Raw genomic sequence first — 15,797 nt, forward strand, 5'->3', positions numbered from 1 at the left:
CGGAAAGCCGCGATGAACCATAAAAAAGCCCAGCCTGAGCTGAGCTTTCTTGAGTTCAGGCATGGCTTGCTGCCTATTTTGCCTTAGGTCTGAAAGGCTTGATCACTGACTCATCGCATTCCAGGTAAGGGCCTTCCATCAGATCGATGCAGTAAGGGATCGCAGGGAATACGGCGTCCAGACACTCACGGATCGACTTGGGCTTACCAGGCAGGTTGACGATCAGGCTGTCCCCACGCAGACCCGCCGTTTGACGAGACAGGATAGCGGTCGGCACAAACTTGAGTGATTCGGCGCGCATTAGCTCGCCAAAGCCAGGCATCATGCGGTCACACACGGCCTCGGTTGCCTCCGGCGTCACGTCACGCTTAGCTGGGCCAGTACCACCAGTGGTAACGATGAGACAACAATCTTGCTGATCGGCCATCTTAATCAAGGTCTGTTCGATAATAGGCTGCTCATCGGGAATGACTTCATAGACAGGCTCCCACTCCGAGGTGAGGTATTCCCCCAAGACCTCAATAATTGCCTTACCGGAAATGTCTTCATACACGCCTGCACTGGCGCGATCACTGACGGTAACTATGCCAATCTTTGCTTTTGCCATTCCACTTTTCCTTTGATTTTTTTGAGTCGCGAGCGGTGCTTGATGCCGCTCCATCGGTGCGCCCTAAAATAACATATTTTGTGCGTCACTAAAGCTGCCGAGACCGAATAACGCGATCCCATCGAGCAAAGCTACGTCTGGCAGCAGGCAAGGGTCTCTTCCAGCAGATCGAGAAACGCCTGTTGATTGGCAATAATGGCTTCTAGATCGCCGCGCCGCGCATCTATCTCTACTTGTCGGGCAAGCTTTACCAGAGCGGTCATACTCAAGTTGCTGGCAGCGCCTTTGATGGCGTGTACGCTTGAGCGAATGGCGTCGCAATCGGCCGCGTCTATGCCTGCGACAAAGGCATTTTTGTGGTGCAGCATCTCATCCACAAATACCTTGAGCACCTCATCGAGCAGCTCCTGATCGCCTGACATCAAGGCCAGGGCCCTGTCTCGATCAAACAGCGGATTGGCCTCCTCTACCGAAGCTGGTACCACTTCTATTACTGGCTCATGGGGCAGCGCAGATTCATAGTTTGGCTGACTCAGGGAGAACCAGCGATACAGACACTCTTTCAGTACCTCCAGCACCAAGGGTTTAGTCAGATAATCATCCATACCTGCACGTATACAATGCTCCCTGTCACCTTTCATCGCATTGGCAGTCAAAGCAATAATGGGCAGGGCGCAGAACTGACTGCCCCCTTGCCCCTCACGAATCGCCGCCGTCGCCTGAAACCCGTCCATCTCAGGCATCAGGCAATCCATCAGAATCAACAGGTAGGGATTATCCTGCTTCGCCGACAGCAGCTCCAAGGCTTCTCGACCATTGTTAACCACATCGGCCTCTACGCCCAGTTGGTGTAACATCCCCAGAGCAACCATCTGATTGACCTTGTTATCCTCCACCACCAGCACCTTAGGCTTAGTCATACTGGGTTTAACAATCGGCTCTATGTTGGGCTCATACTCCTGTTCCAGCGGCTGATCCGACAGGGCGCGGATCAGCTGGCCAATGTTCAATGGCCGCCCCAGATGAGGCACTCTGGCATCTTGTTTCTCAAACTCTAATTGCTGCCAATGGGCGAGTAGCGGCAAGACTATGGCACTTTGCTCTTCGGCCAACTGGCGCCAACGACTCAGCTCGCCGGAAAAGGTCTCCCGCTCGGCGGAGAAACTATAAATGATGACGTCCGCAGCTGGAATAGCTTGGTTCGCATCGAGAAATGTCACCTTAGCTCCCCAGCTGGTGAGCAACTCTCCTAGCATCTGCTCGAAGTCATTCAATTGGCCCATTAGCGTGACTCGCTCAGGCGCCAAGCCTGTTCGCCAATCTTGCTCCTCATCCCTTTGAGCTGGCTGCTGAGCCAGGGTAAAGCTAAAGATACTCCCCACCTCCTGCTGGCTCTCGACCGTTATCTCCCCCTGCATTAACTCACACAAGCGTTTCGCGATAGAGAGGCCCAGACCTGTGCCGCCAAACATACGGGTCGTCGAGCTGTCGCCCTGAATAAAGGGGTTAAACAACATGGCGAGCTTTTCTTTGGCTATGCCTATGCCGGTATCTTCAACCTCACAGCAAAATTGCAGCGCTCCCGACTCTGTTTTCCAATTTGACAACCTAAGGGCAATCCATCCCTCATCGGTAAACTTAATGGCATTGCCAACCAGATTCATCAAGATCTGGCGCAATCGGCTGGGATCACCCACCACATAGCGGTACTCTAATTGACTGATATCCACGAATAAGGGCAGATGTCGTTCTTCTAACTTTAGCGTTACCGACTGCACAAACTGATCGATAAGCTCCACCAAGTCGAACTCGATTGCCTCGATCTCAAATTTACCTGACTCTATCTTGGAAAAGTCGAGAATGTCATTTAGCAGCGACAACAAAGACTCAGCGCTGGTGGAGGCCACATCCACATAACGCTTTTGCATTGGCGACAAGTCAGTCTCAGCCAGCAGCCCTAAGATACCGATCACACCATTCATCGGCGTACGTAACTCATGGCTCATGCAGGCTAAGAAGTCCTCCTTGATCTTGGCGGCGACTTCCGCCTTCTCACGAGCCTCTGAGAGCGCCCAGTTATTGAATTCCATCTCTTGAGCGTAAGACTCGATTTTGCGCTCATTAATCTTCATCCGAGTCAGGTCTTCGACACAGACAAAGTATCCTTCAACCTTGCCGTCATCGCCGAAGTCGGGCACATAGGTGATATGGAAAAATCTAGGCTGTTTCTGTGCATCTAAGCTTTCTGCCTCAAATACCTGCTTCTTGCCTTCAAGCACCCCCTGCTGATAAGGCTGGATCAGCTGATAGACATCCTGAGGTAATACCGCCTCGACCTTTTGGTCTAATACCTGTTCTTCTGACTTGCCAAACCATTGAAGGTAATGTTGATTAATAAAACGATAGCGGGTTCTGGCATCCACATAGGCCAACTGAATAGGAATCACATTGGTGATGTTATCAATATATCGCCGTGATTTATCCAGCTCTAACTGCTTCTGGTTACGGGCACGCACGGCTTCGTTATAGCTGTTTACCAAGACACCAAACTCATCTTCATTGTCCAGGCGTATGATCTTATGGCCACCAAAGGCCTCAATTTGACGCCGAATACGGCGAATGGGATCAAGCAATACCTTGTGCTGCACAAAGAGGTTTACCACCAGCAAGATGGCAAAGCCTAGTAATAGAATGCCCACATAATGGAATAGCTCCTTAGAGCTATGTGCCTCGATGTCACTGGCGTCGTATTTGACATAGAGTACATAGGCCCTGAGTCGCTGCTGCTCTGGCGAGATGAGATAAACCTGCTGCACCTTGTGCACCATGCTCCCCTTGCGCAACACCTCCTTGACACTCTGCTTATCGCTAACATGATTTATCATCTCGACCAACTCAGGCGCCAAGTTACCCGACAATACTCTCCCCTGATATTGGGACAGATTATCGGCCACTATCTGCTTCAGGCGAGGATCGAATAACATCAAACGCCTGATACTGCCTTGGGCAGCGATACTATTAACGACTCGACGCATGTTACTAAAGTCAGTGCTGACCTCAAGGGCAAGTCGAAGCGAGACAGAGACCTGAGCAATCTCATTATCCACCTGATGCTCGGTGCGCTCCAACATCTCCTCGTAATAGTAAAGGGCAATCAAACCAGAGATGATCAAGGCACACACTAAAGTAGCCAGATTCAGCTTATAGACAATGCCCCGAGCTATCTTGTCTCGATATTCGCGCAGCATAGACTAGTGCTCTTGATAAAAGAGATTATCGATATGAGCACAGTTGGATTCTATCGACTCTATCTTCACTAAGGTCTGACAAACACTATGACCCAAGGCCTTCAGCTTATCTGGCTGATGAAATAGCTTGTTTTGTTCATCACGACTAAGCAACTTGAGATCCATAAGCGCCGCCTCAAAGTCAGCTACCGATAAACCTTCCCGCTGCGCCATAATCGCAATCGCCTCATCGGGATACTCTTGCAGATAGTCCATCGCCATCTGCCACGCCTTTTGGATCTGACCCACCAGCTCCGGATGCTTAGCCAATACCGCAGAGGAGATAGACAGAGTATCTAACACCTCCTCGGGGATCTCCTTGGTAGAAAATAGCTCTTGATAGTTACCTGTAGACTGTATCTCCACCGAGTAGGGCGGATAGGTTACCATGGCGTCAATCTTGCCAATGGCTAAAGCACTGGCACCTGCACCCTGCTCCACATTGATGATCTTCACATCATCAAGCTGCATCTGATACAGATTTAACGCCCGCTCCAACACAAAGATCCCCAGCGAACTGACCTCACAACCTATGGTTTTGCCCCTAAGCGCCTGCATATCCTCCACAGAATTAGGTGCGATAATCACATCGCCACCATCGGAATAATCGGCTAACAGCACGACCTTAACGGGTTGCCCATCCAAGGCTTCCACCTGAATCGCCTCTATCATAGTGCTGGCAAAGCCATCGACATAACCGGTTAAGTAAGCACGCTGGGCATCGGACAAAGTTGAGACCTGTACCAGCTCAATGTTAGCGCCCACCTGAGTGAAAAAACCTTTCTGTTTCGCTAGGTATAACAGCTCATACCCAGGCCAAGGGTTCAGGGCTAGGGTGATCGGCTCCTCCACCTTCTTAGGTTCACAAGCAGTGAGCAGCAACGCTGTTAGCAACAGAAAAATTCCCTTTATCATTTTTGTCATTCCTTAATCTTCTTCTACCGTAAGATAGGCACCGTCCTGATAGCAAACCACTCGGTTTCGTCCATCAGCCTTTGCCTTATAAACGGCCTCATCGGCCAACACCAAAAGGTGTGATAGATCGGCATTATGGTAGTTCGCGGTCACCACACCAAAACTGCCGGTCACCTCCAGTCCCATAGGTTTAAGTCGCGCCAACTGCTGACGGACATATTCCGTTTTCTCTCTTGCGATATCCAGGCCACACTCCATGAGGATCACAAACTCCTCCCCCCCCATGCGCGCCACCAGATCTTCTTTGCGAAAGCTCTCCTGTAGCAATTTAGCCACCGCCTGTAGCACGAGATCGCCAACATGATGACCATTGAAATCGTTGATTTTTTTGAAATGATCCAGATCCAGCATCACGATAGCCAATTCGCTTCGATGGCGAACCATGCTAGAAAGGCTCTGAGCGGCACGCTCGGCGAGAAAATGACGGTTATAAAGGCCCGTAAGTTGATCATGCAGCGCCATAAATTTAAGTTTATCGCTATGCTGCTTAAGCTGAATATGGGTGGAGACTCTGGCACGCACTATGGCTGGTCGTATCGGTTTAGTAATGTAGTCGACTGCACCTATCTCCAGCCCCTTCTGCTCATCCTCATCTGAGTCTTTAGCCGTCACAAAAATGATAGGGATATCTGCGGTCTCAGGATCTGCCTTCAACTGACGACACACCTGATAACCGTCCAGACCGGGCATAATGACATCCAGCAGAATAATATCAGGCTTCTGTTTGGCTACCTTAAGACACTCTTCGCCGCTTTCGGCTGTCCAGACCTGATACATATCCTTAAGGCATTGCCTCATGATCAGGACATTAGTCTTAACGTCATCTACCACCAGCACTACTGATTGTTCGTCCATGCAATCCCCTAATCAGCCCAGGTCAATTAGCCACAATGTTTCAAAAGGATAGAGATATTTTTAAGTGTAGCAGAAAGGATTTTTTCATCCTGAAAACTCATGAGCGGCCCCATTCAATACGCAAAATCATCACAGGCATAAACGTAGAAAACAAAAAGGCCAATCCTATGGATTGGCCTTTCGAGCAAGATACGCCTAGAAGCGATAGATTTAACCGATAACCGACTTAGTTTCCCACTGAATCACGTCATGGAGGCAAGAAAACGGCTACACAGCTAGGCCAACCGCGACACCAGATGCCCAGGCCCACTGAAAATTGAAGCCTCCGAGCCAACCGCTGACATCCATCACCTCGCCTGCAAAGTAGAGCCCTGGCACCTTCTTGCTCTGCATATCTTTAGAAGAGAGCTCGTTAGTATCCACGCCACCTAAGGTCACCTCGGCAGTGCGATAGCCTTCAGTGCCGTTCATCAAAAGCTGCCAGTTATGAAGATTATCTACCACTTGGTCACGCTGGGCATGCACCAGCTGATTAAGTGCCATGTTGAGTAGTGCCTCATCGAACAACACCTCAACCAGTCGCTTGGGCAACCACTGGGACAGGGTATTACGCAGACTCTGCTTGGGGTGACTGGCCAACGCCTCGCTCAAGGCCTCTGCGGCATCGAGCTGAGGCAGCAGGTTAATCGAGATACTTTCGCCTGGCTGCCAGTAGTTGGAGATCTGTAAAATCGCCGGACCAGAAAGGCCTCTGTGGGTAAACAGCAGCGCCTCACTAAACTGAGTGCCGTCTTTAGCGGTAATGGTACTGGGCACAGCGATACCCGATAGCGGCTCAAATTTCTGCTTCTGCTCACTATGCCAGGTAAAAGGCACCAGGCCTGCATGAGTCGGCAACACCTTAAGACCAAACTGCTCGGCGATCTGATAGCCAAACGGTGAGGCGCCCAATTTGGGCATAGAGAGCCCACCAGTCGCCACCACCAAAGACTCACAGCTGTATGCGCCCTTGCTGGTTTCCAGCATAAACAGGCCGTCTTCCTGCTTGGTGATGGAGAGAATATCGGTACGCAGTTGCACCTGTGCCCCCGACCACTCACACTCGGTCATCAGCATGGTCACTATCTCTTTGGCCGAGTCGTTACAGAACAGCTGGCCATGATCCCGCTGGTGATATTCGATGCCATGACGCTCAACCAACTCAATAAAATCTTGCGATGAGTAACGCGCTAAAGCCGACTTCACGAAATGGGGATTGGCACAGATAAAGTTACCCGGTTCCACCTTAAGATTAGTAAAGTTGCAACGACCACCGCCGCTGATCAAGATCTTGCGCCCCGCCTGTTTGCCGTTATCTAACACCAGGACATCTCGACCACGATAGCCCGCTGTCGCCGCGCACATGAGGCCCGCCGCGCCCGCACCGATAATGATCACGTCATGATGTTTCACTTAAATACCACCTCAAACAAGTTAATAGCTAACGGACGCAAAGTCCTAACATCCACTAAGTAGATGGAATGGCGCAATATGTCTGGAACATTTTTGGCCTTGTATAAATCCCCTCTTTCACCGCTGACCTTCATGGATGAAGGAAATGCCATTTGATGTCGGGAACATCAAAGGCCTTGGTGATCGGGGATAAATATGTCCATATAAAAATCCCCTCTTTGCCCATCCGTGGGCACCGGGGATAAATACATCCTTGTATAAAAAAGGGCGCTATTTTAGCACCCTTTGTTCGATTTAGCATGAGTCGCCGATGGCCACTATTCGCTGTCTGCCGTCTCCGACTTTTTCTCTCTCGCCAACAAGTCCTTGGCCGCCTCATGTGGCGTGCCACCTTGATAGAGCACCTTATACACCTGTTCGGTGATCGGCATCTCGACACCAAGACGCTTAGCCAAGGTATAGACCTCTTTGGTATTACGATAGCCTTCAACCACCTGACCAATCTCGGCCTGGGCAGTATCGACATCTTTACCCTGACCTAGGGCTAAACCAAAACGACGATTACGCGACTGATTGTCGGTACAGGTCAACACCAGATCACCCAGACCCGCCATCCCCATAAAGGTAGACGGCTGAGCACCAATGGCTTCACCCAATCGTGTAAGCTCAACCAAGCCTCGAGTGATCAAAGCAGTACGGGCGTTAGCACCAAAGCCTATGCCATCTGACATACCGGCGCTGATAGCGATCACATTCTTTACTGCGCCACCAAGCTGCAGACCAATAAAATCGTCATTGGCATAGACACGCAACCGCTTAGGGCTGTGCAGCAGCTCGACCAGATCATTGGTAAAGGTTTCATCGGTACCGGCAACAGAGATAGCGGTTGGCAAGCCAGCCGCCAGCTCTTTGGCAAAAGTGGGACCCGACAAGACCGCCAACGGATATTCATCACCTAAGATTTCTCGCGCCACTTCTTGCAGCAAACGACCCGTTTCAGGTTCAAGACCTTTAGTCGCCCAGACAATACGCGCATCTTTGCGCAGCAGAGGCTTAGCCTGCTTCAGTACCAGACCAAATACATGGCTTGGCACTACCACCAACACATTGTTAGAGGCGGCTAGGGCGGTTGCAAGATCCGCTTCGGGAATCAAAAGGTCCGGCAATGCAATACCGGGCAGAAACGCCTCATTGGATCGATCACGCTTAAGGTTCTCGATATGATCGGGCTCATGGCCCCAAATAAGGGTTTTATGTCCGTTACTGGCTAGAGAAATAGCAAGGGCGGTGCCATAAGAGCCCGCCCCCAGTACCGTAATATCGGCAGTATTGTTCATGCGTAATTAAGCGTTCGCTTCTGCGGCTTCACCAGCAGCTTCGGCTTGCGCCTGACGCTGTTGAACATACTGTGCAAACAGCGCGTCAAAGTTAACTGGAGCCAGGTTTAGTTGTGGGAAAGTACCACGAGCAACCAGGCTACCAACAACTTCGCGAGCATATGGGAACAGTACGTTAGGGCAATATGCACCTAGAGAGTGAGCCAGTTGCTGTTCAGTCAGACCTGCGATAGCGAAGATACCTGCTTGTTGTACTTCACATAGGAAAGCAGTTTCTTCACCGTTTTTAGCCGTCACAGTAAGAGAAAGGACAACTTCATAAACATCATCAGCCAGCTTAGCGCTGCGAGTGTCTAGGTCTAGTTTAACTTCTGGGTTCCACTCTTTCTGGAAAACAGCTGGGCTGTTTGGTGTTTCGAAAGAGATATCTTTAGTGTAAACACGTTGAATGTTGAACTGTGGACCCTGTTGTTCGTTATTTACTGCTTCAGCCATAATTTCCTACCTAATCAATTTTGTTCGATTCATCCAATGAGAAGAATCATCTTTAGGGCCTTTGTTACTCGAGTCCTAATTTAGACCTCAGCCACCATCCCGATTTAGTATTCCTTAAATCTCACCTATGGGTGGATTTAAGCCATTTTTTATAAGAGATGACACTCTAATCAAAGATGCTTTACAAAAGCAATCCTTGTGTGGGTTATCTTTTGGTTTTGGCAACAGGTAAGTTATTTTGTTGCCATTCGCTCATCCCACCCTTGAGGTTATACACAGACTCAAAGCCTGCTTTAACCATCAATTGAGCTGCTTGCGACGAGGTCATTCCTGCATTGCATACCATTATAATGGGACTGGCTTTGAACTTTTCAAGGGCAGATGTCTGATTATTTTTAATTTCAGACAAAGGCAGGTTAATCGCATCAACGATATGACCTTTCTTAAACTCTTCCTTGGAGCGCACATCAACCACCTTGGCGTCTTGTTTGTTAATTAACAAGGTTGCTTGCTGATGATCTACTGTTTTCACTTTTGAGATACTAGACTTAAAAACGCTCACGATAAGCGCTGCAAATAAGCCCACCCAGGCAAGACTTAGCATAGGGTTGGCTTTAAAAAATTCGATATATTCTTGCATTATTTTCGGCCTACTTCTGTGGCTTTAAAGACGGTTTGGGCTGAGAGTATAACCGATTGTCAAAGCAGATTGCAGCATGTTGTTCATCCCAGGCGGGAGGCTGATATTGAGAGAACCCTTAATTTGTGACGGGCTCGATAACTGCTATCGAAGTAAATCGCTTTTTGATCGCCCTAGTACGTAGTAATATTTATCCAATTTCAGAATTCTAGTTTTCTTTTTAACGTTAATAGGTACCACCATGACGACACGCAAACGCCCATTGGCACTGCTGATCCTCGATGGCTGGGGTTACCGTGAAAATACCCATATGAACGCGGTATATCACGCCAACACTCCTGTCTTAGATCGCCTCAACAAAGAATACCCCAATAGCCTGATCTCAGGCTCGGGGCTGGATGTCGGCCTGCCCGACGGCCAAATGGGTAACTCAGAAGTCGGCCACATCAACATAGGCTCTGGCCGCGTGGTCTATCAAGAACTGACCCGCATAGGCAAGTCGATTGAAGATGGCGAGTTCGATCATAATCCAGCCTTTGTCGAAGCGATCGACAAAGCTATCGCCGCAGACGGTGCGGTGCATATCATGGGCCTGCTCTCTCCGGGCGGCGTCCACAGCCATGAAAGCCATATTCAAGCCATGTGTCAGATGGCTGTTAAGCGTGGCGCGAAGAAAGTTTACTTACATGCCTTCCTCGATGGTCGTGACACTCCACCGAGAAGCGCTAAGTCTAGCCTGGCACATTTCAATGAGATGTTTGCCGAGCTGGGTACCGGCCGTATCGCCTCGTTAATTGGCCGTTACTACGCCATGGACAGAGACAACCGCTGGGATCGTGTCTCTCAGGCCTACGAACTGATCACCCAGGGCAAGGCGCTGCACCAGTATCAAGATGCCGTTGAGGCCCTTGAAGCCGCTTATAGCCGTGATGAAAACGACGAGTTTGTTGCCAGCTCGGCCATTACAGACGCAGACGGTCAGGTCGCCAGTCTGAATGATAACGACGCACTGATCTTCATGAACTTCCGCGCCGACCGCGCACGTCAGATCACCCGTAGTTTCGTCGATCCGAACTTCGACGGCTTCGAACGAGCGGTAACGCCTAAGATCAACTTCGTCATGCTGACCGAGTACGCCGCCGATATTAAGGCCGCTATTGCTTATCCTTCGGTGGATCTGGTCAACACCCTGGGCGAAGTGCTGCAAAACAACGGCAAGACGCAGCTGCGTATCTCGGAAACCGAGAAGTACGCCCACGTCACCTTCTTCTTTAATGGCGGCAAAGAGGAGCCATTTGAGGGTGAAGAGAGAATTCTTATCCAATCGCCTAAGGTCGCTACCTATGACCTGCAGCCAGAGATGAGTTCGACCGAGTTAACCGACAAGTTAGTTGAAGCCATAGAATCAACCAAATATGACGTGATCATCTGTAACTACCCTAACGGCGATATGGTGGGCCATACCGGTAACTTCGACGCGGCGGTTAAAGCCTGTGAAGCGGTCGACACCTGTATCGGTCGTGTCGTTGAAGCGCTGGCTAAGGTAGATGGTGAATGTTTGATCACCGCAGACCATGGTAACGCAGAACAGATGACAGATGAGCAAACTGGTCAGGCTCATACGGCTCACACCAGTGAACTCGTGCCGCTGATCTATGTTGGCCGTAAGGGTGAGATCTCGCCAAACGGAAGATTAAGTGATTTAGCACCAACCATGTTAACCTTGATGGGACAAACTGTGCCGTCAGAGATGACAGGGCGCTCTATCATTACCCTAAGCGAGTAACGACTCTTTGCTTAAACGATTTGGTTTCTATAAAGCCAGCATACTTGCTGGCTTTATCATGCTCTCTTGTACTGTTCAGGCCGCTGACCTGAAGCAGCGTCAATCCGAACTCGAAGCCATCCAGAAACAGATAAGCAGCCAGCAGTCGGCCCTTAAAGACACCAGTCGTCAACATGAAAGTCTGATAGATCTCCTCAAGAAAGATGAGCAAGCCATCGCCGAAGCCGCCAAGAAGGTCACCCAGACCCAGGCATCACTGGCACAGACAGATGAGAAACTGGCCGAGTTAAACAGCCGCAAGGCAGAATTAGATAACCTAAAGAAGAAACAACAGAAAACCCTATCGAATCAGTTAGCCAGTGCCTACCTGGCAGGCAACCACGACTACACAAAAATGCTGCTCAATCAGCAGAGTCCGGCAACCATAGAACGATTACTCGCCTACTACCAATTCCTCAACAAGGCGAGAATGGACTCCATAGAGCAACTACAGCAGACAATGACAGAGCTGACGACTATTGAGTCAGAGCAAAAGACCCAACAAGCTAAGCTCAATGAGCTGATCCTCAATCAACAGCAACAGGCCAAGGTTCTTACCCAAGAGCAGCACCAGCGTCAACAGACCCTGAAACAGATTGAACGCACCCTTAACTCCCATGGTGCCAAGTTAGAACAACTACAAATTGAAGAGGCCAGTTTAAAGCGCGTTGTCGAACAAGCCCTAAAGGCGATGAAAGACAACCCCAGCATGGAAGGACTATCGAGCCGTCAAAAACTAAGCTGGCCAACCAAAGGACGCATTCGCGCCGGCTTTGGTAGTCGCCGCTCTGGCGAAGTGAAATGGAAAGGGGTCATGATGGCCGCGCCCGAAGGGCAGAATATTAATGCCATCGCCTCAGGCAAGGTGATCTATGCCGACTGGCTCAGGGGCTTTGGTATGGTGATGGTCGTCGATCATGGCAAGGGCTATATGAGTCTGTATGGTCATGCTCAAACACTACTCAAAAATGCCGGCGACAGTGTCAACAAGGGCGAGACCATAGCTTTGGTTGGTCGCTCGGGTGGACAAACAGAACCTGGCCTATACTTTGAAGTAAGGCATAAGGGGCAAGCCGTCGATCCTGCGAGATACTGCAGGCGATAATGCGACAACGACCCCGAGTGATGGGGGAGGTTGTCCATGTCTCAATTAATTCGTTATTTCAGCTGCGTCGCCTTAGGCCTGACGCTTGGTCTCTCCATCACTTTGTTTGGCCACGAAAACGCCAAAGAGTACCAAGCTAAGGTCAACTACCCCTTACTGATCGATATCATCAGCACTATCGAAACCTACTATGTCGATAAACTTTCCCAGGAAGAGCTAATCCAAGCCGCCATCGATGGGGTATTCGCCAAGTTAGATCCTTATTCAAACTTCCTCGACAGCCAGGCCTTTTCCGATATCAAGGATGCCAATAAGGGGGAATACTTTGGCTTTGGTATTGAGATAGCCACAGATCAGAATCAGGTGACCATCATCAGCCCCTTTCCCCATTCACCGGCGGCCAACGCAGGGATTCAGCCAGGGGATCGCATTATCAAGGTGAATAACGAAACCGTTACGGCTAAGCAATTGGATAATGTACTCGAGGAGATCAAATTCCACAGCAAACACAATCTGGCCATCAACCTTTCCCTCAGCCGCGCCAACTCCGAGACCCTTTTCGATGTGACTCTCACGCCCAGCCTGATTGACGTTAATTCAGTTGAAGCCAAACTCCTCGACAACGGCGTTGGCTATATCAAGCTCTCCAGCTTTCAAGATGATTCTACCGAAGATTTGATCAAGCAGCTCACAGAGTGGCAAAACCAGCCCATGACAGGCCTGATTTTAGATCTACGCAACAACCCAGGCGGCTTATTAGATCAGGCCATTAAGATAGCCGACATCTTCCTCGCTAAAGGGCGAATCGTGTCAACCAGGGGCCGCTTCTTCGACGCCAACTCAGACTACTTTGCCTCGCCGCAAACCATGTTCTCCAAGTTGCCGCTTACAGTATTAATTAACAAGGGATCGGCTTCTGCCTCCGAGGTACTGGCCGCAGCGCTGCAAGAGAATAAACGCGCGACCCTGATAGGCGAAAAGAGCTTCGGTAAAGGCACAGTGCAAAGCCTTATCCCAACTCTGATAGAGGGTAATGCCATCAAGCTCACCATAGCCCATTACACCACCCCTAAAGGACAAGACATACATGCCATTGGCATTGCGCCGGATATAAATATCCCCAGCGAGACTATGACTGCCGAGCAAAGTATGCCTATAATCCCTGAGCAATCACCCCATGATGATCTTGCCCAGGATCAGATAGTCCAATCGGCAATCTCATGGATAAAAACAAATAGTTAGTGAATAAAAAAACAGTGCGCTTATTACTCTTATTAGCTGTCTTATTTACCACACAATTCGTCAACGCCGCCCAGGTCTCCATCATCATAGATGATATCGGTTATCGTCAAACCGACGAGGCCGTATTGGCGCTGCCAACTACCGTTACCCTTTCCGTGCTACCCCACACACCACTGGGCGAAAAGCTCGCTGCTATCGGCCATAGTAAAGGTCATGAGATCATGCTGCATCTGCCCATGCAAGCCCTCAACGGCAAGGCTCTAGGACCTGGCGGACTCACTAACCAAATGAACGAAAAAGAGTTCAAACAAGCGGTTCAAGACGCGTTTGAAAGCATCCCCTATGCCCGCGGAGTCAATAATCACATGGGCAGCCTGCTAACCCAACTCGAAGCACCTATGAGTTGGCTAATGGAAAGCCTCAAGCAAAAAGAGAGTTACTTTATCGATAGCATGACCACGAGGTACAGCAAGGCGGGAGAGGCTGCCGACAAGCAGGGCATTCCTTTGTTAAGACGTCAGCTATTCTTAGATAACGATGTGTCGCCACAGGCATTAGAGAAACAGTTTAACCAGCTGATAAAATTAGCAAATAAAGAAGGTAAGGTGATAGTGATAGTGATAGCTCACCCTTATCCTGAGACCATACGTTTCTTGCAGGCTAATCTACCTAGGCTTACCGATGAAGGGATCAACTTAGTTAACTCATCGAGACTCTTGCCTTATCGCATCGCACATAAACAGCAAAATACCGGCGATAAGGCACACTTAAGATAGAGAATTAGATCTCTAATACTGGAATGGAAAGGTCAGGCAAAAGAGCCTTAAGCTCCTCACGGTTACTAACAATGTCTGCCAGAGTGTACTGATCTAGCACAGCCAGATAAGCATTCACCGCCTCAGCTAATACACCTTTTAGCTGGCATGCAGGTAAAAAGCGACAATAAGGCTTGCTACAATCAATGGGCGAGAGCGAATTCTCCAGAGTACGAACCAGGGTGCCAATATTAATCTGATCGGCAGGCTTACCTAACTTGAAACCACCGGCCTTGCCGCGCACCGTATGCAAATATCCCTCTTTACCAAGATGATGGACAATTTTAGACACATGGTTCGCCGACAGATCGAACACTTCTGTGATCTCCGCAATTCTGAACAGAGTGTCTCTTTCTGGCGATAAGGCCAGGTACATTAACGTACGAATACCAAAGTCTGTATAACGAGTTAACTGCATAACCAACCTTCTAAGATTGCGTCGCCGCTTCTAAAGATGTTATCAACCAAAGTGCTTCCTCTGCCGTTGAGCCGCAAACTTCCGGTTCGGCGATGAAGCGATCACACAGCGCCGGACGCTCAGGATGACCAAATATCTTGCAAAGATTCTGCTCATCTAACTGGATGCAACGCATTCCTGCCGGTTTACCTTGAGGCATACCAGGAATAGGGCTGGTGATCGACGGTGCTATACAACAAGCACCACATCCGAGACGACAATTCATAGCGCATTATACCCATATTTGCGTAGCTTGTTAGTCATTAAGATCACAGCCTCAATCTGAGATCTCATAAAGCTTAGCCTCACCTAATAGTAAAAGAGATAAAACCAAGATTTCCTTATATTGCAAGGTAAGCAAAGAATCTCACCCCCCCCCAGTAGTTTAAGCCCCTTATTCAGTCCTCAAATGTATGACTGTAGCTGCGAGTTGGTCGCAAGGCACATGGATGTGTCGAATGTCATAAACACAGGATGCTGTTTATGACCAAGCTCAGCGGCGGGACGACGAAAATAAGCGACTGTTATGGCCAGCTTCAGCCACATTTAGATATTTGTACAAACATACGCTCACATGGGGGCGAAAGGCATCCGTTTATCAAGCGAAGCTTGATGGATGGCTAGACTGCGAGCTGAGGGGCGCACACTGCGTAAGCAGCTTTGGGCTGCATGTGAAGTAGATGCTTTCGCGAAGCGTATAAACGA

The 15,797-nt window shown here is 49.5% G+C and carries 14 protein-coding genes; 4 read left to right on the forward strand and 10 right to left on the reverse strand.

The features are described 5' to 3' along the window. Positions 1-73: 73 nt before the first annotated feature. The 8 genes from mog to NY07_RS18480 all read right to left on the reverse strand — a co-directional run bounded on the left by mog (position 74) and on the right by NY07_RS18480 (position 9,648). Entirely contained in the window at positions 74-607 is a 534-nt protein-coding gene (gene mog, locus NY07_RS18445; RefSeq protein WP_033540824.1) for a molybdopterin adenylyltransferase, read from the reverse strand. Between the two features lie 131 nt (positions 608-738). Further along, a complete protein-coding gene (locus NY07_RS19080) occupies positions 739-3,855 on the reverse strand; it encodes an ATP-binding protein (RefSeq protein WP_052125891.1) in 3,117 nt (1,038 codons plus the stop codon). Between the two features lie 3 nt (positions 3,856-3,858). After that, positions 3,859-4,809: an ABC transporter substrate-binding protein gene (locus NY07_RS18455; RefSeq protein WP_235363980.1), complete on the reverse strand. Its 951-nt coding sequence runs from the start codon at positions 4,807-4,809 to the stop codon at positions 3,859-3,861. 12 nt (positions 4,810-4,821) lie between these two features. Next, a complete protein-coding gene (locus tag NY07_RS18460) occupies positions 4,822-5,724 on the reverse strand; it encodes a diguanylate cyclase (protein WP_033540826.1) in 903 nt (300 codons plus the stop codon). Between the two features lie 267 nt (positions 5,725-5,991). Next, the gene (locus NY07_RS18465; RefSeq protein WP_033540827.1) at positions 5,992-7,176 is read right to left on the reverse strand and encodes an NAD(P)/FAD-dependent oxidoreductase; all 1,185 of its coding nucleotides are present in this window, start codon (positions 7,174-7,176) and stop codon (positions 5,992-5,994) included. 317 nt (positions 7,177-7,493) lie between these two features. Further along, positions 7,494-8,513, reverse strand: a complete 1,020-nt coding sequence (gene gpsA / locus NY07_RS18470) for an NAD(P)H-dependent glycerol-3-phosphate dehydrogenase (protein ID WP_033540828.1) — start codon at positions 8,511-8,513, stop codon at positions 7,494-7,496. Between the two features lie 6 nt (positions 8,514-8,519). Continuing rightward, positions 8,520-9,008, reverse strand: coding sequence for a protein-export chaperone SecB (gene secB, locus NY07_RS18475; RefSeq protein WP_033540829.1), 489 nt, complete (start codon positions 9,006-9,008; stop codon positions 8,520-8,522). 205 nt (positions 9,009-9,213) lie between these two features. After that, a complete protein-coding gene (locus NY07_RS18480) occupies positions 9,214-9,648 on the reverse strand; it encodes a rhodanese-like domain-containing protein (RefSeq protein ID WP_033540830.1) in 435 nt (144 codons plus the stop codon). A 241-nt stretch (positions 9,649-9,889) separates the two neighbouring features. On the opposite strand from NY07_RS18480, the gene gpmM reads away from it, so the two are divergent. Genes gpmM through NY07_RS18500 form a run of 4 tightly spaced genes read left to right on the forward strand, consistent with a single transcriptional unit; the run spans position 9,890 to position 14,596 of the window. Continuing rightward, positions 9,890-11,434, forward strand: coding sequence for a 2,3-bisphosphoglycerate-independent phosphoglycerate mutase (gene gpmM, locus NY07_RS18485; protein ID WP_033540831.1), 1,545 nt, complete (start codon positions 9,890-9,892; stop codon positions 11,432-11,434). Between the two features lie 58 nt (positions 11,435-11,492). Continuing rightward, a complete protein-coding gene (locus NY07_RS18490) occupies positions 11,493-12,578 on the forward strand; it encodes a murein hydrolase activator EnvC family protein (RefSeq protein WP_052125892.1) in 1,086 nt (361 codons plus the stop codon). A gap of 36 nt (positions 12,579-12,614) precedes the next feature. Then, complete coding sequence (locus tag NY07_RS18495; RefSeq protein ID WP_033540833.1) at positions 12,615-13,820, forward strand: S41 family peptidase; 1,206 nt, start codon at positions 12,615-12,617, stop codon at positions 13,818-13,820. Positions 13,821-13,834: 14 nt separating this feature from the next. Continuing rightward, entirely contained in the window at positions 13,835-14,596 is a 762-nt protein-coding gene (locus NY07_RS18500) for a divergent polysaccharide deacetylase family protein (protein WP_033540836.1), read from the forward strand. A gap of 4 nt (positions 14,597-14,600) precedes the next feature. Here NY07_RS18500 and NY07_RS18505 read toward each other — a convergent pair whose 3' ends face one another. Further along, complete coding sequence (locus NY07_RS18505; RefSeq protein ID WP_033540834.1) at positions 14,601-15,053, reverse strand: Rrf2 family transcriptional regulator; 453 nt, start codon at positions 15,051-15,053, stop codon at positions 14,601-14,603. A gap of 10 nt (positions 15,054-15,063) precedes the next feature. Continuing rightward, a complete protein-coding gene (locus tag NY07_RS19275; protein WP_081953874.1) occupies positions 15,064-15,318 on the reverse strand; it encodes a YkgJ family cysteine cluster protein in 255 nt (84 codons plus the stop codon). Positions 15,319-15,797: the final 479 nt, after the last annotated feature.

It is taken from the genome of Shewanella sp. ECSMB14101, from assembly GCF_000773485.1.
In the GTDB taxonomy this organism is placed as follows: domain Bacteria; phylum Pseudomonadota; class Gammaproteobacteria; order Enterobacterales; family Shewanellaceae; genus Shewanella; species Shewanella marisflavi.